The sequence below is a fragment of the Xanthomonas sp. BRIP62418 genome (assembly GCF_003993495.1).
In the GTDB taxonomy this organism is placed as follows: domain Bacteria; phylum Pseudomonadota; class Gammaproteobacteria; order Xanthomonadales; family Xanthomonadaceae; genus Xanthomonas; species Xanthomonas euroxanthea.
This window is the reverse complement of the sequence record NZ_QEZG01000041.1, coordinates 74,519-95,503: the sequence shown is the minus strand read 5'-3', so window position 1 is coordinate 95,503 and position 20,985 is coordinate 74,519. Positions and strand designations below refer to the sequence as shown.

Annotated in this window: 20 protein-coding genes; 9 read left to right on the top strand and 11 right to left on the bottom strand. The window is 66.6% G+C overall.

Annotated elements, in window-relative coordinates:
* The first annotated feature begins 23 nt into the window (after window positions 1-23).
* From EO174_RS15210 to EO174_RS15185, 6 genes are all read left to right on the top strand, one after another.
* Window positions 24-1,226, top strand: a complete 1,203-nt coding sequence (locus EO174_RS15210) for an HlyD family secretion protein (protein WP_126945515.1) — start codon at window positions 24-26, stop codon at window positions 1,224-1,226.
* Window positions 1,223-2,809, top strand: a complete 1,587-nt coding sequence (locus EO174_RS15205; protein WP_104582146.1) for an MDR family MFS transporter — start codon at window positions 1,223-1,225, stop codon at window positions 2,807-2,809. The genes EO174_RS15210 and EO174_RS15205 overlap by 4 nt, the downstream gene beginning before the upstream one ends.
* Before the next feature lie 4 nt (window positions 2,810-2,813).
* Complete coding sequence (locus tag EO174_RS15200; protein ID WP_164740224.1) at window positions 2,814-4,304, top strand: efflux transporter outer membrane subunit; 1,491 nt, start codon at window positions 2,814-2,816, stop codon at window positions 4,302-4,304.
* Between the two features lie 252 nt (window positions 4,305-4,556).
* Window positions 4,557-5,687, top strand: a complete 1,131-nt coding sequence (gene potA, locus EO174_RS15195) for a polyamine ABC transporter ATP-binding protein (RefSeq protein WP_047125200.1) — start codon at window positions 4,557-4,559, stop codon at window positions 5,685-5,687.
* Complete coding sequence (locus EO174_RS15190) at window positions 5,684-6,598, top strand: ABC transporter permease subunit (RefSeq protein ID WP_047125201.1); 915 nt, start codon at window positions 5,684-5,686, stop codon at window positions 6,596-6,598. Before potA ends, EO174_RS15190 begins: the two co-directional genes overlap by 4 nt.
* Window positions 6,595-7,443: an ABC transporter permease subunit gene (locus EO174_RS15185; protein WP_126945509.1), complete on the top strand. Its 849-nt coding sequence runs from the start codon at window positions 6,595-6,597 to the stop codon at window positions 7,441-7,443. The genes EO174_RS15190 and EO174_RS15185 overlap by 4 nt, the downstream gene beginning before the upstream one ends.
* Window positions 7,444-7,599: 156 nt before the next feature.
* Here the strand turns inward: EO174_RS15185 and EO174_RS15180 are convergent, their stop codons facing one another.
* Window positions 7,600-8,010: a hypothetical protein gene (locus EO174_RS15180; RefSeq protein WP_102256702.1), complete on the bottom strand. Its 411-nt coding sequence runs from the start codon at window positions 8,008-8,010 to the stop codon at window positions 7,600-7,602.
* 269 nt (window positions 8,011-8,279) lie between these two features.
* Here EO174_RS15180 and EO174_RS15175 point away from each other — a divergent pair, with 269 nt between their 5' ends.
* Window positions 8,280-9,644 (top strand): NAD-dependent succinate-semialdehyde dehydrogenase, encoded by a 1,365-nt coding sequence (locus EO174_RS15175; RefSeq protein ID WP_126945507.1) that lies wholly within the window; start codon window positions 8,280-8,282, stop codon window positions 9,642-9,644.
* Window positions 9,645-9,906: 262 nt separating this feature from the next.
* On the opposite strand, the gene EO174_RS15170 is transcribed toward EO174_RS15175, so the two are convergent.
* The 10 genes from EO174_RS15170 to EO174_RS15125 form a co-directional block, all read right to left on the bottom strand.
* Window positions 9,907-10,908, bottom strand: coding sequence for a magnesium and cobalt transport protein CorA (locus tag EO174_RS15170; RefSeq protein WP_047125205.1), 1,002 nt, complete (start codon window positions 10,906-10,908; stop codon window positions 9,907-9,909).
* Between the two features lie 14 nt (window positions 10,909-10,922).
* Complete coding sequence (locus EO174_RS15165) at window positions 10,923-12,176, bottom strand: DUF4105 domain-containing protein (protein WP_241240026.1); 1,254 nt, start codon at window positions 12,174-12,176, stop codon at window positions 10,923-10,925.
* 14 nt (window positions 12,177-12,190) lie between these two features.
* A complete protein-coding gene (locus EO174_RS15160; RefSeq protein WP_016901625.1) occupies window positions 12,191-13,069 on the bottom strand; it encodes a transporter associated domain-containing protein in 879 nt (292 codons plus the stop codon).
* A 95-nt stretch (window positions 13,070-13,164) separates the two neighbouring features.
* Complete coding sequence (locus EO174_RS15155) at window positions 13,165-13,683, bottom strand: hypothetical protein (RefSeq protein WP_126945501.1); 519 nt, start codon at window positions 13,681-13,683, stop codon at window positions 13,165-13,167.
* Window positions 13,683-14,168 (bottom strand): rRNA maturation RNase YbeY, encoded by a 486-nt coding sequence (ybeY, locus tag EO174_RS15150; RefSeq protein ID WP_104582154.1) that lies wholly within the window; start codon window positions 14,166-14,168, stop codon window positions 13,683-13,685. The genes EO174_RS15155 and ybeY overlap by 1 nt, the downstream gene beginning before the upstream one ends.
* A 23-nt stretch (window positions 14,169-14,191) precedes the next feature.
* Window positions 14,192-14,746, bottom strand: a complete 555-nt coding sequence (locus tag EO174_RS15145; protein ID WP_126945498.1) for a hypothetical protein — start codon at window positions 14,744-14,746, stop codon at window positions 14,192-14,194.
* A complete protein-coding gene (locus EO174_RS15140) occupies window positions 14,743-15,732 on the bottom strand; it encodes a PhoH family protein (RefSeq protein WP_126945495.1) in 990 nt (329 codons plus the stop codon). Before EO174_RS15140 ends, EO174_RS15145 begins: the two co-directional genes overlap by 4 nt.
* A 347-nt stretch (window positions 15,733-16,079) precedes the next feature.
* Window positions 16,080-16,274 carry a hypothetical protein gene (locus EO174_RS15135; protein ID WP_126945492.1) on the bottom strand — a complete coding sequence of 65 codons (195 nt, stop codon included), beginning with the start codon at window positions 16,272-16,274 and terminating at the stop codon, window positions 16,080-16,082.
* Between the two features lie 245 nt (window positions 16,275-16,519).
* Window positions 16,520-17,974, bottom strand: a complete 1,455-nt coding sequence (miaB, locus tag EO174_RS15130; protein WP_104582157.1) for a tRNA (N6-isopentenyl adenosine(37)-C2)-methylthiotransferase MiaB — start codon at window positions 17,972-17,974, stop codon at window positions 16,520-16,522.
* A 69-nt stretch (window positions 17,975-18,043) separates the two neighbouring features.
* The gene (locus EO174_RS15125; protein ID WP_126945489.1) at window positions 18,044-18,658 is read right to left on the bottom strand and encodes a glutathione S-transferase family protein; all 615 of its coding nucleotides are present in this window, start codon (window positions 18,656-18,658) and stop codon (window positions 18,044-18,046) included.
* Between the two features lie 98 nt (window positions 18,659-18,756).
* On the opposite strand from EO174_RS15125, the gene EO174_RS15120 reads away from it, so the two are divergent.
* Complete coding sequence (locus tag EO174_RS15120; protein WP_126945486.1) at window positions 18,757-19,725, top strand: WYL domain-containing protein; 969 nt, start codon at window positions 18,757-18,759, stop codon at window positions 19,723-19,725.
* A 49-nt stretch (window positions 19,726-19,774) separates the two neighbouring features.
* Complete coding sequence (locus tag EO174_RS15115; RefSeq protein ID WP_126945483.1) at window positions 19,775-20,764, top strand: lytic transglycosylase domain-containing protein; 990 nt, start codon at window positions 19,775-19,777, stop codon at window positions 20,762-20,764.
* The last annotated feature ends 221 nt before the right edge of the window (window positions 20,765-20,985 follow it).

Below are 20,985 nucleotides of genomic sequence, written 5' to 3'. Positions count from 1 at the left end.
CCCACGACACAGGACACCCCACCTTGAGCAATCACGACCAGCAGTCCAACGATGGCCAGCCTTCGGGCACGGATGCGCAAGGCAGCGGCGCGCACGACGAGCAGGAGCCACCCAAGCCCTCGCCGTTGAAGAATCCCAAGGTCAAGTGGACGCTGATCGTGTTCGGGGTGCTGGTGGTGGTGCTGCTGGTGATCTGGCTGGCCTATTACCTGATCAAGGGCCGCTACATGCAGGACACCAACAACGCCTACCTGCAGGCCGATTCGGTCGCCGTGGCGCCGCGGGTCAGCGGCTACGTGACCAAGGTGATGGTGAGCGACAACCAGATCGTGGAGGCCGGCCAGCCGCTGCTGCAGATCGACGACCGTACCTATCAGGCCACGCTGCAGCAGGCCGAAGCCGCGATCGCCGCGCGCCAGGCCGATATCGCCGCTGCCACCGCCAATGTCTCTGCACAGGAGTCGGCGCTGGTGCAGGCACGTAGCCAGGTGAGCTCGGCAGCGGCAAGCCTGACCTTTGCCCAGGCCGAAGTGAAGCGCTTCGCGCCGTTGGCCGCCTCTGGCGCGGACACGCACGAACACCAGGAAAGCCTGCAGCACGAACTGCAACGCGCACGCGCGCAGTACCAGGCCGCGCAGGCGCAGGCCAAGGGTGCGCAAAGCCAGATCCTGGCCAGTAACGCGCAACTGGAACAGGCCCAGGCCGGCGTCAAGCAGGCCACTGCCGACGCCGACCAGGCCCGCGTGGCGGTGGAAGACACCTTGCTGACCAGCCGCATCCACGGCCGCGTCGGCGACAAGACCGTACAGGTCGGCCAGTTCCTCGGGGCGGGTACCCGCACCATGACCATCGTGCCGCAGGAATCGCTGTACCTGATCGCCAACTTCAAGGAAACCCAGGTCGGGCTGATGCGTCCCGGTCAGCCGGCCGAAATCGAGGTCGATGCCTTGTCGGGCGTCACGCTGCACGGCAAGGTCGAGAGCCTGTCGCCGGGGACCGGCTCGCAGTTCGCGCTGCTGCCGCCGGAAAATGCCACCGGCAACTTCACCAAGGTGGTGCAGCGCGTGCCGGTGCGCATCCGCGTGCTGGCCGGCGAGGAGGCGCGCAAGGTGCTGGTGCCGGGCATGTCGGTCGAGGTCACCGTGGACACGCGCTCGGCCAAGGACGCCAAGCAACGGGCCGAGGAGGAATCCGATCGCGTGCAGGCACAGGAGCGCGCGCAGTGAGTGCAGCGGCAGCCACCGGCCCGCGTGCCGGCGGCAGCGCGCAACGCGAGAAGGCCGAGCCGGGCGCCTGGCTGGCGGTGCTGGCCGGCACCATCGGCTCGTTCATGGCGACGCTGGACATCTCCATCGTCAATGCGGCGCTGCCCACCATCCAGGGCGAGGTCGGCGCCAGCGGCACCGAAGGCACCTGGATCTCCACCGCGTATCTGGTGGCCGAGATCATCATGATCCCGCTGACCGGCTGGTTCGTGCGCACGCTGGGCCTGCGCAACTTCCTGCTGATCTGCGCGGTGATGTTCACCGCGTTTTCGGTGGTGTGCGGGCTGTCGACCTCGTTGACGATGATGATCATCGGCCGTGTGGGGCAGGGCCTGGCCGGTGGCGCGCTGATTCCCACCGCGCTGACCATCGTCGCCACGCGCCTGCCGCCCAGCCAGCAGACCATGGGCACCGCCTTGTTCGGCATGACCGTGATCATGGGCCCGGTGATCGGCCCGCTGCTCGGCGGCTGGCTCACCGAAAACGTCAGCTGGCACTATGCGTTCTTCATCAACGTGCCGATCTGCGTCGGCCTGGTGGCCTTGCTGCTGCTCGGCCTCAAGCATGAGAAAGGCGATTGGGCCGGCCTGCTCAATGCCGACTGGCTGGGTATCTACGGCCTGACCGCCGGCCTGGGCGGGCTCACCGTGGTGCTGGAAGAAGGCCAGCGCGAGCGCTGGTTTGAATCCAGCGAGATCAACACGCTCAGCGTGATCGCGCTCAGCGGATTTGCTGCACTGGTCGTGGGCCAGTTCCGCAAACGGCCGCCGGTGATCCACCTGTCACTGTTGCTGCATCGCAGTTTCGGCGCGGTGTTCGTGATGATCATGGCGGTGGGCATGATCCTGTTCGGCGTCATGTACATGATCCCGCAGTTCCTGGCGGTGATCTCCGGCTACAACACCGAGCAGGCCGGCTACGTGCTGCTGCTGTCGGGCCTGCCGACCGTGCTGCTGATGCCGATGATGCCCAAGCTGCTGGAGGTGGTGGACGTGCGCATCCTGGTGATCGCCGGGCTGATCTGTTTTGCCGCGGCCTGCTTTGCCAATCTGTCGCTGACCGCCGACACCGTCGGCATGCATTTTGTCGCCGGCCAGTTGTTGCAGGGCTGTGGCCTGGCGCTGGCGATGATGTCGCTGAACCAGGCGGCCATCTCCTCGGTGCCGCCGGAGCTGGCCGGCGATGCGTCCGGCCTGTTCAATGCCGGCCGCAACCTGGGCGGCTCGGTGGGGCTTGCGCTGATCTCCACCTTCCAGGAGCGCCGCATGACCTTCCATACCGAAACCATCGGCAGTGCGATCACTGCCAATTCCTCGCGCGCGCAGGATTTTCTGTCCGGCCTGACCGCGCAGATGCAGGGCAGCGCCGGCGGCGAGGCGGCCATTCGCTCGGTTGCGCAGCTGGCGCGCCTGGTGCAGCAGCAGGCCCTGGTGATGACCTATAGCGATCTGTTCTGGATCTTCGGCGTGATCGTGGTCTGCACGATTCCGCTGGCCTTTTTGCTCAAGCCGTTACCCAAGGGGGCGCACCTTGCAATGCACTGATTCCATGCGCCTGATCCGCATGCCGCTGGCCGCGGCGTTGAGCGTGGTCCTGCTCGGCGGCTGCATGCTGGGTCCCAACTACACCAAGGCGCCGGCAGTGGCCGATGCGGCGATGCAGGCGCCGGCATTGCATCGCGCCAGTGGCGCCGACGTGGTCGCTGCCGCGCCGCTGAATCACTGGTGGGAGGAGTTGCACGATCCGACCCTCACCCAGCTGGTCACCCAGGCCCTGGCCGACAGCCCCAACCTGCGCGCGGCGCAGGCGCGGCTGCGCGCCAACCGCGCACTGGCCAGCCAGCGCCGTGCCGAGCGCCTGCCCAAGCTCAATGCCAGCGCGGTGTATGCGTATGCCGAGCCGCCGCAGACCATCGTCGATACGCTGGGCGGCTTGCAGAATGGCCAGAACGGCCAGCCACCGGCCCAGGGCAGCGAGGCGCTGGATCTGGAAAAGACCCAGATCTACAGCGCCGGTTTCGATGCCAGCTGGGAGCTGGATTTCTTTGGCCGCCGCCGTCGCGCCGCCGAAGGCGCCCTGGCGCAGGCACAGGCCTCGGAAGCCGAGCTGGCCGATGCGCAGGTGCAGCTGGCGGCCGAAGTGGGGCAGGTGTACCTCAGCTACCGCGGCCTGCAGGCACGGCTGGCGATCGCCGATGCCAACCTGGACAAGATCGGGCAGACCCTGCGCCTGACCCAGCAGCGCCGCGCGCGTGGTGCGGCCTCGGACCTGCAGGTCGAGCAGATCGCCACGCAGGTGCAGCAACAGGAAGCGCAACGCCTGCCGCTGGAGATGCAATCGCAGGAAGCGCTGGACCAGCTGGCGTTGATGGTGGGGCGCGCGCCCGGCGCGCTGGATGCGCAGTTGCGCGCGCCGCAGCCGTTGCCGATGCTGCCCACGCAGGTGCGCGTGGACGATGCCGGCGCCCTGATCCGTCGCCGCCCCGATGTGCGCAAGGCCGAGCGCGAGCTGGCGGCTTCCAGCGCGCAGATCGGCGAGGCGTTGAATGGCTATTTCCCGCAAGTGACCTTGCTGGGCGGCCTGAGCTGGGTCGCCGGTTCGCCCAGCGATTTCAATTCCGACGCGTTGACCACGCTGGCGGTGCCGATGCTGCGCTGGTCGATCTTTGATTTCGGCAAGACCCGCGCGCAGGTGGAGCAGGCGCGTGCCGGCAACGCCGGCCGCGAGGCGGCCTACGAGGGGGCGGTGCTGGCGGCATTGCAGGACGCCAACTCCGCGTTGTCGCGTTTCGGCTCGGCGCGCAAGCAACTGGTGGTGGCGCGGCAGGCCGAAGCCTCGGCCACGCGTTCGGCCGGGTTGATGCAGCAACGCCGCGATGCCGGTGCCACCTCGTCGATCGATTTGCTCGACGTGCAACGCCAGCAGCTGTCGGCGCAGGACGCTGCCGCACAGGCGCAGGTGCAGTTGCTTGTGAACTACGTCGCGCTGCAGAAGAGCCTGGGGCTGGGCTGGAGCGCGCCGGTGCAGGAGGCACGCTGATCGCGACCGGTCGCGGCGGGCATGGGCACGCTGGTCCTGGCAGGGTGCTGCCCTGCCGCTGCCGGCACCACCCAGCTGCGCTACCCGCGCTGGCAGGTGCGCATCAGACATGCCGCGTCGGCGTCAGCTGGTGGCAGAGCACGCGATTGAACTGAAGGGGACCGGTGCCGACATTCGCACCGGGCACTGGCGGCCCCGGCGTCTTGCGGTGCACAGTCATTGCCGGGCCACGCTTCGCAAACGAGAGGGTTCATGGCACTTACCCAGGCCGCAGCGGCGCCGCTTTCCGCTGGCGACAACGCCTATCTGAGCATCAGCGAGGTCCGCAAGGAGTTCGACGGCGTCGTCGCGGTCGACGAAGTCAGCCTGCAGATCCGCAAGGGCGAAATCTTCGCGTTGCTGGGCGGCTCGGGCAGCGGCAAGTCCACCTTGCTGCGCTGCCTGGCCGGCTTCGAGCGGCCGACCAAGGGCCGCATCGTCCTCGATGGCCAGCCGATCGACGCGCTGCCACCGTACGAGCGCCCGATCAACATGATGTTCCAGTCGTATGCGCTGTTTCCGCACATGAGCGTGGAGCAGAACATCGCCTTTGGACTGAAGCAGGAAGCCCTGCCCAAGGCCGCAATCGCGGCGCGCGTGGGCGAGATGCTGGAGCTGGTGCAGCTCGGCAGCCTGGCCAGGCGCAAGCCGCATCAACTCTCCGGCGGCCAGCAGCAGCGCGTGGCGCTGGCGCGTTCGCTGGCCAAGCGGCCCAAGTTGCTGCTGCTGGACGAACCGATGGGCGCACTGGACAAGAAGCTGCGCTCGCAGATGCAGCTGGAGCTGGTCAACATCATCGAGACCTCCGGCGTCACCTGCGTCATGGTCACCCATGATCAGGAGGAGGCCATGACCATGGCCACCCGCATCGCATTGATGGACCAGGGCTGGATCCAGCAGGTCGGCACCCCGGACGAAATCTACGAACAACCGGCCAACCGCTTCGCCGCCGAATTCATCGGCTCGGTCAATCTGATCGATGCGGTCATCGTCGAGGACAAACCGGACCACGTCAGCCTGAAGTCCCCGGCATTCGACGCCAGTATCCGGGTCGGCCATGGCATCACCGGTTTCGAAGGGCAGGCGGTGGCGTTCGCGCTGCGTCCGGAAAAACTGGTCATCGGCAAGGAGGAACCCGCCCAGCCCTGCAACAAGGCGCAGGGCGTGATCGAGGACATCGCCTATTTCGGCAGCCACTCGGTCTACCACGTGCGCCTGCCCGGTGGCTTCAAACTGATGGCCAACTTCGCCAATCGGCAGCGCTGGGCCAGCGAAGCACTGACCTGGGGCGACACCGTATGGCTGAGCTGGGGCGAGGACGACGGCGTGGTGCTCACCGCATGAGGCGCCGCCTGTTCCGCGCAGCAGTGCCGGGCGCGCGCTGGGGCGTGATCGCCGCACCGTATCTGTGGCTGCTGGTGTTCTTCGCGATCCCGTTCCTGATCGTGCTGAAGATTTCATTTGCCGAGCGCGCCACCGCAATGCCGCCGTACACGCCGCTGTTCGCCATCGCGGCCGATGGCGCGGTGAGCGTCAAGCTGCATCTGGGCAACTATCTGGTCCTGCTGCACGACAGCCAGTACCTGGCGGCGTATGCGAGTTCGATCAGGATCGCGGCGTTGTCGACCGTGTTTGCGCTGTTGATCGGCTACCCGATGGCCTATGTCATTGCGCGGCTGCCGCTGGCCACGCGCAACGTGGCGATGATGCTGGTGGTGTTGCCGTCGTGGACCTCGTTCCTGGTCCGTGTCTACGCTTGGATCGGCATCCTCGACGGCAACGGCTTGCTCAATCAGGCGCTGCTGGCGCTGGGAGTGATCCGCCAGCCGTTGCAGTTGCTGTACACACCGCTCGCCGCCTATATCGGCATCGTGTACTGCTATCTGCCCTTCATGGTGCTGCCGTTGTACGCCAACCTGGTCAAGCACGATCGGCGCCTGCTCGAAGCCGCCTACGATCTGGGCGCGCGGCCGTGGCAGGCGTTCGTGCGCATCACCTTGCCGCTCTCGCGCAACGGGATCGTGGCCGGCTGCATGCTGGTGATGATTCCGGCGGTGGGCGAATTCGTGATTCCGGAAATGCTGGGCGGGCCGGACACCTTGATGATCGGCCGCGTGCTGTGGGGAGAATTCTTCAACAATCGCGACTGGCCGGTGGCCGCTGCGGTGGCCACGGTGATGTTGCTGCTGTTGCTGGTGCCGATCGTGCTGTTCCACCGGTATCAGCAGCGCGAGCTGGAAGGGCGGCTGACATGATGCGCGCCTGGCGCGGTGGTCGCGTGCTGGGTGGCAGCGTGCTCGCGCTGGGCTTCGGCTTTCTGTACCTGCCGATCCTGTTGCTGATGGTCTACTCGTTCAACGCCTCGCGGCTGGCGATGGTGTGGGGCGGCTTTTCCACGCGCTGGTATGGCGAATTGCTGCGCGATCGTCAGCTGCTGGATGCGGCCTGGGTCAGCCTGGAAGTCGCGTTCTGGACAGCCGGGGCATCGACGCTGCTGGGCACGATGGCGGCGCTGGCGATGGTGCGCATGCGGCGTTTCCCCGGCAAGACCCTGTTCGGTGCGCTGATCACCGCGCCATTGGTGATGCCGGAGGTGATCATCGGCCTGTCGATCCTGTTGTTGCTGGTCTCGATGGGCGGCGTGCTCGGCATCGCACCGCGCGGCGCGGTAGCGATCTGGGCGGCGCATGTCACCTTCACCGTCTCGTTCGTGACGGTGGTGATTTCCTCGCGCCTGCAGGAACTGGATCGCTCGCTGGAAGAAGCGGCGATGGATCTGGGCGCGACACCGCTGAAGGTGTTCTTCCTGATCACCTTGCCGATCATCGCCCCCGCATTGGCATCGGGCTGGCTGCTCGCGTTCACCCTGTCGCTGGACGACGTGGTGATCGCCAGCTTCCTGGCCGGGCCCAGTTCGACCACCTTGCCGATCAAGGTGTTCGCGTCAGTGCGGCTGGGCATCAGCCCCAAGATCAACGCGCTTGCCACGCTGATGGTGCTGGCGGTGTCGGTCGCCGCAGCGATCGGTTGGTGGCTGCTGGCGCGCAGCGAACAACGCCGCCAGCGCGATGCGCAACTGGCGCTGCAAGCTGCTTCCTGAGCAGGCACCAATATGAGTGTGGCGAATGCATCGCCACCAGCGGCGGCCAGACGGCTGCGAACGCCGACGCCACCGACATCCACGATGGCTGCACGCCGATTGCGGACGCCTGATGCGGCCACCGGACGCCGGGCACGGCAGTTGGTTGGGTCGCTGTTACCTGGCCGGAGGCGTGTACCCGCTGTCCCAGGGCTGCGGCTTGGTCAGGTAGCACTGATACTCGGCGCTGATGTCGTAGCCCTGTTGCTCGACCTTGGGTTGTTCGTCGGCGCGATCCTTGTCCTTGTTCTTTCCGTCGTCCTTGGATTTCTGCTTGCTCGGATAGATCGTGACCATGTTCGGCGACGAGTGCGCGGTAACGAATTGGCGGATGGCAGTGTCCGAGCAGGCCCGCAGCGCCTGTTCCTCGCAGGGTTGGCTGGGATTGGGCAGCGTGTTGGTGCAGCTCACGGTGACAAATCCGTTCGGACCCGGACGCGGGCCGTGCAGCATGTCCTGCAGGACGGCGCACCCCGGCAGGCAGGCGCCGATGCCAAGTACAACTAGAACAATCAGATCCCGGCGCATCGTGGTGGTCTTCCGTGAATGGATGAAGCTGCCAAGTGCCGAATGCTAGAGCATTTTTGTGCGGTGGGACGGTCGGGACAGGGCAGGCCGCTTTCGTTAGCGTGGCTGGGAGCGTTGCTCCGGTTGCCAGTGATCCGCGAGCGGTGCGATGGAGGTGCGGCATTGCGTCGCGGCGTGGGTAAACACAGCGTTGCAGCGATTTGCTGCGGTTGTGACGCGGCTGCAACTTGCCGGCGACTAGCATGGCGGGCCTGTAACAGGAGACCGTCATGTCCTACGACACCGTCAACCCGGCCAATGGCCAGGTCGAGCACACCCAGCACACCCTGGACGCCGCCGCCATCGAGGCGCGTCTGGCTGCTTCCGCCAAGGCATTCCCGCAGTGGGCGGCGCTGCCGTTGGCCGAGCGCGGCGCGCTGTTGCGGCGCGTGGGCGAAGAGCTGACCCGGCGGCGCGACGAGTTGCAGCGCATCATGACCGCCGAGATGGGCAAGCTGCGACACGAGGCGCTGGCCGAGGTCGACAAGTGCGCACAGGCCTGCGCCTATTACGCCGAGCATGCGGCCGAATATCTGGCACCGCGCGACATCCCGACCGAGGCGCAGTCCAGCTATGTGCGCTACGAGCCGCTGGGTTGCGTGTTTGCCGTGATGCCGTGGAATTTCCCGCTGTGGCAGGCGTTTCGTTTCCTCGCCCCGGGGCTGATGGCCGGCAATGTCGCGCTGCTCAAGCACGCCAGCAATGTGCCGCGCTGCGCCGATGCGATGAAGCAGGTGCTCGATGCCGCCGGTATTCCGCCCGGCGTGTTCGACGTGCTGCATATCGACAACGATCAGGCCGCAGATGTGCTGCGTGATGATCGCATCGCCGCGGTGACGCTGACCGGCAGCGAGCGCGCCGGACGGTCGCTGGCTGCAAATGCGGGCGATCAGTTGAAGAAGTGCGTGATGGAACTGGGCGGCAGCGACGCGTTCGTGGTGCTGGAAGACGCCGACCTGGAGCACACCGTCGCCTCAGCCGTGCAGTCGCGTTTCGACAACAGCGGGCAGACCTGCATCGCCGCCAAGCGCTTCATCGTGGTGGACGCCATTGCCGATCGCTTCATCGAACGCTTCGTGGCCGCCGCGTCCAAGCGCGTGCTCGGTGACCCGCAGCAGGAGGGCACCACGCTGGCGCCCATGGCCCGTGCAGATCTGCGCGACGAGTTGCACAAGCAGGTACAAGCCAGCGTGGAAAAAGGCGCCAAGGTGCTGCTGGGCGGCGAACCGGTGCCTGGTTCGCATGCCGGCTATCCGGCCACCATTCTCGACCACGTCGCCCCGGGCATGCCGGCCTACGAGGAAGAATTCTTCGGTCCGGTGGCCTCGGTGATTCGCGTGCGCGATGAGGCGGAGGCGGTACGCGTGGCCAACGACACCAGCTTCGGCCTGGGCGGTAGTGTGTGGACTTCCGATGCCAAGCGCGGCGAGCGCGTGGCGCAGCAATTGCAGTGCGGCGCGGCGTTCGTCAATTCGGTGGTCAAGAGCGACGTGCGCCTGCCGTTCGGCGGCATCAAGCGCTCCGGGTTCGGCCGCGAGCTGGCCGAGCACGGCATCCACGAGTTCATGAACATCAAGACCATCTATGTGGCTTGAGTGCGGGGATTGGTGAGTCGGGATTGGGGATTCGTAAAAGCAAGCCGCCTCCTTCTCCCCTCGGGAGAAGGTGCCCGAAGGGCGGATGAGGGTACGTCATCACGCGATGATGCCGACGCCTTCAAACCAGCCAGTGCAGAGCCAGCGTGCCCTTGCAGTGCGGGAACCTCCAGCAGCTCTGTGCCAAAGCAACACCCAGCAGTCAGAAACCCGCTCGAACCAATCCCGAATCCCCACTCCCGAATCCCGGCCGCAACGCGGCCTACAGCCACCGCGCACGCTTGAACAGGCGATACAGCACCAGGCATGAGGCGACCACGCCGGCGACCAGCAGTGGATACGCGTAGCGTTTGTCCAGTTCCGGCATGTGGGTGAAGTTCATGCCATACCAGCTGGTGATCAGGGTGGGGGCGGCCAGCAGCGCGGCCCAGGCGCCCAGGCGCTTGACGGTTTCGCCCTGGGCCAGGGTCACCATCGACAGGTTGACGCTCAGCGCGGTGCCCAGCATCTCGCGCAATGTATCGATGGCGTCGTTGATGCGCACCGCGTGATCGAGCACGTCGCGCAGGTAGATGCCGACTTCGTCGTGGATCAGCGAGCCCGGGTTGCGCTTGAGGTGCGAGAGCACGTCCTGCAGCGGTGCCACCACCAGCCGCATCTTGTTGAGTTCGCGCTTGAGCTCGTACAGGCGCACCACGGTTTCGCGCTTGTAGTTGTCGGCAAAGATGTCCTTTTCCAGGCCTTCCAGCGTGTCGCGGAACTCGTCCATGATCGGCAAATAATTGTCGACCACGAAATCGAGCACGCCGTACAGGCAGAACGAGGCGCCCATACGCAGCATCGCCGGTTCGCGTTCGACCCGGTGCCGCACCGGCGTATACGACAGCGATGCGCCATGGCGCACCGTCAACAGAAAGCGCGCGCCCAGGAACGCGTGCGTCTCGCCGTAGCGGATACGCTCGTTGACCAGCTGCGCGGTGTTGACCACCACGAACAGGGAGTTGCCGTAACTCTCGGCCTTGGGGCGCTGGTGCGCCTTGAGCGCATCCTCGATGGCCAGATCGTGCAGGCCGAACTCGTCCTGCAGTTTGTGCAGCACCGATTCCTGCGGCTCGTACAGCCCCACCCAGACGAACCCATCCGGGCGCTGCAGCACGTCGCTGATCTGCTCCAGGCTGATGTCGTGGCGTTCGCCCTCACCGTCGTAATAGGCACAGGTGATGACGCAGGAGGGGTTGTCCGGATGGCGGCCGTGGTGGTTCATGGACGCATCCTGGATCAGCGCGTGCGCACGGACAAGTCACGCCGCCGCAAGGCGATGGCGAGCGCGGTGTGGATGGGCAACAGCAGCAGCACCCATTGCAGGTTGTCCTGCGCCTGGAACGACAGCCAGTGGATCAGCAAGGCCAGCAGAGCCGAGCCGGCGACCAGCCAGCGCAGCACATCGAACCAGCGTCCGGGCCGGCGCCCGCGCAGCAGGGCGATGCCGCCGACCAACAGCAGCACGCACAGCGGGTTGACCAGCAGCAGGTTGCGATTGGCCCAGGCCGATTGATGCACGGTGAAGCCCCACAGATACACCAGCAGGCCGCCGCCGATCGCGCACAGCAGCCAGTACGGCAGGGCGAAAGCGGCGAGCACGCGCTGCCGGCGACCGAGCGCCAGCACGCCGGCGGCGACGATCAACCCGGTCAGCAACCATGGCCACCAGTGCCGTTGCTGTTCGGCCGGCTCCGGTGCGATGCGATGCGGCAACAGCACCTGCGTGGACTGCACCAAAGGGCGGCCGGCGCTGTTGTGCACCTGGGTCAGGCTGTCGGCCAGCCGCATCGGTACGAACGCTTCTTCCCAGCGCGACAACGGGCGGTCCGCGTACGGCCCCAGGCCCAGGTCGAAGCCCAGCCACATCCACGGGGCGGGAGAGGCCAGGCGTACTGCCTCGCTGCGGTATGTATTGCCACGCGAGCGCCCGGCCAGTTGCGATTTCAATGCGCCGCCCATCGCCCGGTCCAGCGTGTCGCGGACCATCGTGGCGCAGTTGGCCACGAAATAATCGTAGTGGTAGCGCGCGTTCTCGGGCCGGCTGCGAACGGCCAGCCCGTCGGCCAGCGCGCGCGCCTGGTCCGGTGGCAGATCCAGCCACTGGATGCTGACGCCGCGGCCGACCGCGCGATATTGCTGCAGGTCTTCGTCCAGCGGTAACGCAACCAGGTAGTACATCATCTCGCCACGCGCGAAACGCGGAACGAAATCCGGCTCGCTGGGATCGAAGAAGCCGAAGTTGTACGAGGTGGCCTGCCCGGTGACCGGATCGACCACCACGATGGCATCGTGACCGAAGCGCTCGAAGAACACCTCGCCCGGCTGCATGGTGACCACGCCGACACGCGGTGCCGACGCAGCCGGTTGGGCAGGGGCCTGATCGGCGACCTGGGCAACGGCGGCAGGCGCCACCAGCAGTGCAAGCAACAGCAGCAGACAGGACGCCGCCCATCGCCGAACCCTGCCGCGGCCTGTTGCTGCAGCAGTCATGCGGTGCGAAAGGTTCAAGCGTCGTCCTGCGGGTCTGGCGGCAGGATGGTCACGTGGAAGGCGTGCACGCGCCGCGCATCGGCCTTGGCCACGCGGAACGCAAAGCGCCCCAGCGTCAGCTCCTCGCCGGTTTCCGGCAGATGCCCGATCGCATCGGTGACCAGCCCGCCGACGGTGTCGTACTCGTCATCGGGGAAGTCGGCGCCAAAGCGCTCGTTGAAGTCCTCGATCGGCGTCAGCGCATCGACCACATAGCGGCCGTCGGCCTGGATGGCGATCAGCGAATTCTCTTCCTCGGCATCGTCGTGCTCGTCGTCGATCTGGCCGACGATCTGCTCCAGCACGTCCTCGATGGTGACCAGCCCGGCGACACCGCCGTACTCGTCCACCACGATGGCCATGTGGTTGCGCGACAGGCGGAATTCCTTGAGCAGGACGTTGAGCTTCTTCGATTCGGGGATCAGCACCGCCGGGCGCAGCAGTTCGCGCACATTGCCGGGGCCGTTGTCGGCAACCACGCCGCGCAACAGATCCTTGGCCAGCAGGATGCCGAGCACTTCGTCCTTGTTCTCGCCGTGCACCGGGAAGCGCGAATGGCCCGATTCCACCACCTGCTTCATCAGGTCGATGAAACGCGCCTCCACCGGCAGCGAGACCATCTGCGAGCGCGAGATCATCACATCGCCCACGGTGAGCTCGGACACGGAGATCGCGCCTTCCATCATGCGCAAGGTGTCTGCGGCGATCAGGCCGTCCTGTTCGGCGGTCCGCAGCAACGCGACCAGTTCGTCGCGGGTATGGGGCTCGCCAGAGAAGGCAGCGCTCAGGCGCTCGAGCCAGCTACGGCGTTTTTCGGGTGTTTCTTGGGATTGGCTACTGTCGTCTTCGGACATCGTGACGGGGGGCGGCACCCGGCAAACCAGGCGATAGCAGGCAGTCTAACAGGAAGCCGCTAAGGCGCTGTAGACGGGGCGGGGCGGGCACCGCGTCAGGGCAGGTCCAGGCTGTAGCCGCAGCCGACCACGGTCTTGCCCGGATGCGACTTCACGTTGGAGACGCTGAGCACGATCGATTCGATCATCGCCTCGCCGGTCTTGGGGTTGGTGGTGTCTTCGCTGACCAGCTCACGGCCGTACATGACCTTTTCGGCGTTATCCACGCCCAGTTCCAGGTTCAGCTGCCTGGCCAGCGGGCGCGGGTCGGGCAGGTCCAGCAGCGCCATGACGCTGGCGCCGGAGAACGCGATATGGGTGGTGCGGTGGCCGAACACGCTGATCGGCGTGTTGAGCGTGTACTCGGTCATGAACAGGTTGGCCTGTTCCAGCGGCGTCCAGCCCAGCGCGACCGCCTTGAGCGGGTCGGCCAGCACCGGCGCCAGCGCGTTGAAGTCGCCGATGCGCTGGCGGCATTCGATCAGGGCCGGCAGGTCCGGACGCACCGGCGCGGTCTGGGCCCAGGCGCCGGAGCAGGCCAGCAACAGCACCGCGGTGGCGACACAGGCCCGCATCAGTGCTCTCCCGCATAGGGATCGTCGATGCCGAGATCGGCCAGGATCTCGCGTTCGAGTTGCTCCATCGCGTCGGCTTCCTTGTCGTCCTCGTGATCCCAGCCCAGCAGGTGCAAGGTGCCGTGCACGGTCAGATGGGCGTAATGGGCGGCCAGCGACTTGCCTTGTTCGGCGGCCTCGCGCGCCACCACCGGTGCACAGATCACCAGATCGCCGAGCAGCGGCATCTTGATGCCCTTGGGCAGGCCCTCGGGCAACTCGGCCGGAAAACTCAGCACATTGGTGGCGTAATCCTTGCCACGGTAATGGTGGTTGAGCGAGCAGCCTTCCTTCTCATCGACAATGCGCACCGCCAGATCGGCCTCGCGGATGCGCCCCTTCAGCGCGGCCGCCACCCATTTGCGAAAACTCACCGCCGACGGCAGGCCGGCGCGCGGCAGCGCGTAACTGACAGCGACGTCGAGGCGGACAGGTCCACGGGTCATGGGGAGAGTTTCCTGGGCTGGGGTCAGTGCGTGCACGTGATCAGCAGTATCACCGCAGGCCCGTTGGCCACGCGGTAGCTCGAACTTCCGATCGGGCCGCGCCCGCAGCCGTGATTGTAATCCCGCACCCGCAAGCTTGAAACGAATCCGGGGTGATCATGCACCCAGACCGCAGCGATACCGCTTTCCAGGAGCCCGCCGACCAGTGACTGGCTTGCGCGGTGCGCGTGCTGGATCGGTGAGCTTTCGCAGCCGCGTGCATCGGTGACCGTTCCCGGTAGATCGAGCAGCCAGCGTGCACTGCGCCCTTGCTGCCAAGCACCGAATCGTGCGCGCTCGTTTCCTGCCGGCATATCGCCTTGCGCCTGTTCGGCCAGTTTCTCCAGGTACGTGGTTGGAATGCTGATGCTGGTGTGGTCGGCAGCCAGCGATACACAGGGGGGCGCCACTTGCGCCGCCGGGATCACATCGCGATCCACAACGGGGATTCCAGGTCCCGGCGGCGCTTCGGTGGCATCGAGCGATGCCGCCGCGAGCAATCCGCTTGCCAACGTCAGGCCGGCAAGGCGCAGCTTCATTCAGCGTTGTTCTTGGTAGCGGCGTCCTGCTGATCGCGTTTTTCATACGCGGTAACGATGCGCTGCACCAGCGGGTGGCGCACCACGTCGCGTGCCTCGAAGAAGGTGAAGCTGGCGCCGTCCACATCGCGCAGCACCTCGATGGCGTCGCGCAGGCCGGACTTGACGTGCTTGGGCAGGTCGATCTGGGTCAGGTCGCCGGTGACCACCGCGGTGGAGCCGAAGCCCAGGCGGGTCAGGAACATCTTCATCTGCTCGATGGTGGTGTTCTGCGCCTCGTCCAGAATCACGTAGGCATCGTTGAGCGTGCGGCCGCGCATATAGGCCAGCGGCGCAATCTCGATGACGTTCTTTTCCAGCAGCTTGACCACCTTTTCCACGCCCAGCATCTCGTACAGCGCGTCGTACAGCGGGCGCAGGTACGGGTCCACCTTCTGGCTGAGATCGCCAGGCAGGAAGCCCAGCTTTTCGCCGGCTTCCACCGCCGGGCGCACCAGGATCAGGCGCTGTACGCGCGATTCGTTCAAGGCTTCCACTGCGCTGGCCACGGCCAGGAAGGTCTTGCCGGTACCGGCCGGGCCGATGCCGAAATTGATGTCGTGGGTGGCAATCGCATGCAGGTACTTGGCCTGGTTGGCGCCGCGGCCACGCACGGTGCCGCGCTTGACCTTGATCGCCACGTCCTGGGCCACGTAGGAACGATCGATCACGTGCTCGACATTGGCATCGTTCAGGCGCAGGTGGATGGCGTGGTTGTCGAACGTGGTGGCGGCGGCTTCCTCGTACAAGGCCGTCAGCAGCGACTGCGCGGCGGTGACCGCCGGCTCCGGGCCGGTGACGCGGAAGATGTTGCCGCGGTTGGCGATCTCCACGCCGAGCTTGAGTTCGATCTGGCGCAGGTGCGCGTCGAACGGGCCGGCCAGATTGGCCAGGCGCTCGATGTCGTCGGGTTCCAGGGTGAAGTCGCGATGTGCAGGTGAGTTCATGGTCGGATCGGACCGCGCACGCATGCGCTGGTCGGTTGGGCGGCAGACGAGGGTAGCGCGCAGCGTGTGATCCCACCAACACGCCCGGCCACTGCAATCACCCGGTCTGGCCGGGACCCGGCGGCGTGCGCGGGTTTTCCACAGTCGCTGTGGAGTCACGCATCACTAACCTGTGGATAAAAATTGTGGCGCCTACTCGCACAAGGTCTGGCAGGCAGGTGGCGAAAAAATCGCCACTGCGATGGCGGTTGTCCACAAGCGGTGTGGATCGAATTCGGCAAAGCCTGTGGGTAAGTACTCGCACGCCTTGTGCCGCAAGGTGTTGCAGACGGGTGGTGAAATTTTGATCACTCGGCGCGTGCCGCGTGCTGGGGCGAGCCGCTGTCGATGTCGTCGCTGTGCGCGATCAACACATTGCCCGGCCCTTGCGAACGATGCGCGCTGTCGCTGGCTTGCAGGCCGAGCATGGCCCAGTGCTGCGCCAGGTCACCGGGCCATTGCCGACGCTCGAGCGCCAGTTGGCGACTCAGCGCGATGCGCACGCCGTTGCGTGCTCGCGAAAGTAGAGGCGCGCGGCGTGACGCGCGTGAGCTGGCTGAAGTGCCAGCGTATTGCACACACGCACGCAGCCACGCAAGGTAAGAACCATCGCAGGCAGATGCGGCATCGGGCGGCTGACGGCAGCACCACGACCGTCGCGACCGACCAGCACGCACTCTGTCATCCACCACGAATCCGCCACCGAGCGCTGACGGAAGGCGCCACGCAAGCCGGCGCCCGTGCCGCGTCAGTTTGCGCTGTCGTCCACCTGGATAAGGCCACGCAGCGAATTGCTCATCGCCTCGGTGATCAACACATCGACGAAGTGCCCGATCAGGCGCGGGTTGCCGGGGAAATTCACCGGGCGCATGTTCTCGCTCTTGCCGGTCAACTCGTTCGGATCGCGCCGCGACGGGCCTTCCACCAGTACCCGTTGCACGCTGCCGACCATGGACTGCGAGATACGCGTGGCGTGCGCATTGATCTGCGCCTGCAGGCGGGCAAGCCGCGCCTGCTTGACGGCTTCCGGCGTGTCGTCCTGCAGGTCCGATGCCGGCGTGCCGGGACGCCGCGAATACACGAACGAGAAACTCTGGTCGAAGCCCACGTCCTCGATCAGCTTCATGGTCTTTTCGAAATCCGCTTCGGTCTCGCCGGGAAAGCCGACGATGAAATCCGAGCTGATCGAAATGTCCGGGCGCACCGCGCGCAGCTTGCGGATCTTGGACTTGAATTCCAGTGCGGTGTAGCCGCGCTTCATCGCCGACAGGATGCGGTCGCTGCCGGCCTGCACCGGCAGGTGCAGGTAATTGGCCAGCTGCGGCACGTCGCGATACGCATCCACCAGCGAATCGGAAAATTCCAGCGGATGCGAGGTGGTGAAACGGATACGGCCGATGCCGTCGATCTGCGCGATGGTGCGGATCAGCAGGCCCAGATCCGCGTACTGCGCCGCATCGCCGGCATCGGCGCCGTATGCGCCGCGATACGCGTTGACGTTCTGGCCGAGCAGGTTGATCTCGCGCACGCCCTGCGCAGCCAGTTGCGCCACTTCCACCAGCACGTCCTCGAACGGCCGGCTGACTTCCTCGCCGCGGGTGTAGGGCACCACGCAGAACGAGCAGTATTTGGAGCAGCCTTCCATGATCGACACGAATGCCGACGGGCCATCGGCACGCGGCTCGGGCAGGCGATCGAACTTCTCGATTTCCGGAAAGCTGATGTCCACCTGCGACTTGCCCGATTCGCGCCGCGCGCGGATCAGCTCCGGCAGGCGATGCAGGGTCTGCGGGCCGAACACCAGATCCACGTACGGCGCGCGCTTGACGATGGCCTCGCCTTCCTGCGACGCCACGCAGCCGCCCACCCCGATGATCACCGGCTTGCCGCCGGCCTTCAGTGCCTTCCAGCGGCCGAGCTGGCTGAACACCTTTTCCTGCGCTTTCTCGCGGATGGAGCAGGTGTTGACCAGCACCACGTCGGCGTCTTCGGGGTTGTCGGTCAGCTCCAGGCCCTCGGAGGCGGCGAGCACGTCGGCCATCTTGGCCGAGTCGTACTCGTTCATCTGGCACCCGTGGGTCTTGATGTAGAGCTTGCCGCGCACCACGGCAGGCGCCGACGGGCGGGCCACCGGCAGCGGCAACAGGGCAGGTGCGTCCACGGCGGTGGCCGCGGACAGGTCGGAAACGGATGTCCCGGGCATGGCGCTTATTCCAGGCGGGTAGAAGATAGCCGCACAGTTTACCCGCTTGCGCCGGGCCCGTCCGCCTGGTCAGGCCTTGGCGTTGGTCGCCTCGGCACGTGCAAACGCCGGCCGGTCGGCCATGCGGGCGATGTAGGCGCGGGTGCTGGCAGGCGGATCGATCAGGCCGAAATCGAGCATCCAGCCCAGCGCGCCGCCCCACAGCACATCGGCCGCGCTGCAGCGTTCGCCCAACAGATAGTCGCCCTTGGCCAGTTGCGCATCGATCACCTGCAGCACCGTGTCGCAGTCGGCGTAGGGCGAGATCGCGCGCGGCGGCGCGTCGCGCTTCAGCGCGCGGTCGATGATCGCCGGCTCGAACGCCGAGCCGTAGAAGGCCAGCCAGCGCAGGTAGGCGCCGCGATCGGCGTCGCCCGGGGCCGGCGACAGGCCGGCTTCCGGATACAGCTCGGCCAGGTACTGGTAGATCGCACCCTGTTCGGTGACCACGCTGTCGCCGTGCCGGATCGCCGGAATCTTGCCCATCGGGTTGATCGCCAGGTAGTCGCTCGCCAGTTGCTCGCCTTTTTCCAGATTGACGATCTGCAGGTCGTAACTGGCGCCGAGCTCTTCCAGCAGCACCAGCACGCCGCGCGAGCGCGAGCGGGGATTGTGGAACAGGGTGATGTGGCGCTGGTCGGACATTGCAGGTTCCTTGGTGGAGGCGGCAGGCATGGGCCGCGGTACCAGCGCCATCCTACGCAGCCATTGCGGACAGTTCCTGTCCGCAATACGGTAGCGCGATGGCTTCGACCGCTGCCCGCTTGTTGCGTCTGCTCGCCCTGCTGCAAGGCGGCCGGACCTGGTCCGGTGCGGCGCTGGCCGAGCGCCTGGAACTGCACCCGCGCAGCGTGCGGCGCGCGGTCGAGCGCTTGCGCGAGCTGGGCTATCCGGTGCAGGCCGCGCCCGGGGCCGGTGGCGGCTATCAGCTGGGGCAGGGCGCCGCGGCCCTGCCGCTGTTGTTTGAAGAGGACGAAGCGCTGACCGTGGCGATCGCCTTGCGCGCAGCGGCTCCGGTAATGCGTGGCATGGATGCGGCGGCGGCGCGGGTGCTGCGCAAGCTCGATCCGTTGTTGCCGCGGCGCAGCGGCCAGCGTGCCAGTGGTGCGCATGCGGCCACGGCCAGTCTGCCGATCACCGAGGACGCCGCTGCCTTGGTGGATGCGGCACTGCTGGCGCAACTGGCCAGCGCCTGCCGCGACCGGGCCACGCTGCGGCTGGACTATCGCCGGCATTCCGGCGCGCCGATCACGCGCTGCGTGGAGCCGGCCTTGCTGGTGAACTACGGGCGGCGCTGGTACCTGCTGGCCTGGGACTGCGAGCGTCAGGACTGGCGTACCCTGCGGGCCGACCGGATCGACCAGGCCAGCGCGACCGGCGCCCGGTTCGCCGCGCGCGCGTTGCCGGAGGAGCCGCTGCAACTCCTGCGCAAGGCGATCGGCGAGTCGCCGTTTCCGTGTCGGGCCCGGGTACGCCTGCATGGCACGCTGGACGCACTTGCCGCGCGCATCCCGCCCTGGCTGGGCGCGCTGGAAGCCGACGGGCCGGCACATTGCTGGCTGGGCCTGGGCGCACCGAGCATGCCGGCCCTGGCGGCCAACCTGCTGATGCTCGATCTACCCTTCGATGCGATCTCCCCGCAGGCCGTGCGTGCTCCCCTGACCCAGGCGCTGAACGCGTTGCGGACGCGGCTGGAGCAACTGCCCGGATAACCGCGGCAGCCACTTGGCAAGCCCGGGCCAAGCTGGGACACTCCGCCGCATGAAGGGGATGTCAAGAGTGCTGGGGCTGCTAGTTGTCACGTTGTCGGCGGCGCCGGCCAGCGCCGGCACCTTGTACAAGTGCGTCAGCGGCGACGGGATCACCAGCTACCTGAGCAAGCGCCAGAGCGGGGCGACCTGCAGCGTCATCAGTAGCTACACCCCGGACCGGTCCGCGCGCCGCGCCGCGCCGTCCACGCTCCGGCCGACGCCGGGCGTGGTCGCCAGCCCGGCGCGCAGCAGCGCCACGATCGACAGTGGTGCGCCGGCCATGATCATCAGTCAGCCGGCCAGCCAACCACCTCCTCGCGCTGCCGAGCTCGCCTCGGCGCTGAGGCCGCGCGCGCAGCCGGTGTCGGAAACGTCGATCGTGCAGCCGCCCGCTGCTGTCGCGGTCAATCCGCGCCGGGTGGTCAGCGGGCAGGTCTATTCGTATATCAAGGACGGTGTGCGCCATTACACCAGTGCGCGCCCGCGCCAGGTCGCCAGCATCCAGGGCCTGCGCACCATCCACTACAGCTTCATCGAAACCTGCTACGCCTGCGGAGCCAAGCCGGGCGTCAATTTCGGCGCGATCCGGCTCAATACCAACGCCTACCAGCAGGAAATCACTGCGGCCGCGCGCGAGTTCGGGGTCGAAGAGGCGATCGTGCGCGCGATCATCCATGCCGAGTCGGCCTACAATCCGCTGGCACTGAGTCGTGCCGGCGCGCAGGGGCTGATGCAATTGATGCCCGGGACCGCACGCCGCTTCGGGGTCAGCGATGCCTATGATGCAACGCAAAATATTCGCGGTGGCGTGCAATATCTTTCGTGGTTGCTGAAGCGCTTCAACGGCGATCTCACGCTGGCCGCTGCCGGCTACAACGCGGGCGAGGGCGCGGTGGATCGCTACGGTGGCGTGCCGCCTTACAGCGAGACCCAGCGCTACGTGCAACGCGTCGGCCTGCTGGCCGGACGCTATCGTGGGCAGGCCACCGCAGCCAACTGAGCTGCGTGCCTTCGCACGCATGCGCTGCCCGCTTCGGCCTGCCTTGACCGCAACCAATCGGGACGGATGTCGGGCGGCCACCATGTCGCGCAGGCAGCCTTCGCGGCTGCGCGATGCGGCAGCCCACGTGCAGCAGGTCTTCGACTGGTGCAGGGTCGATGCCAGCACTGCGTCACAGCTGTCGGTCCTGTGCCAGGCTGGCACGTGATGCAATCGGCGCG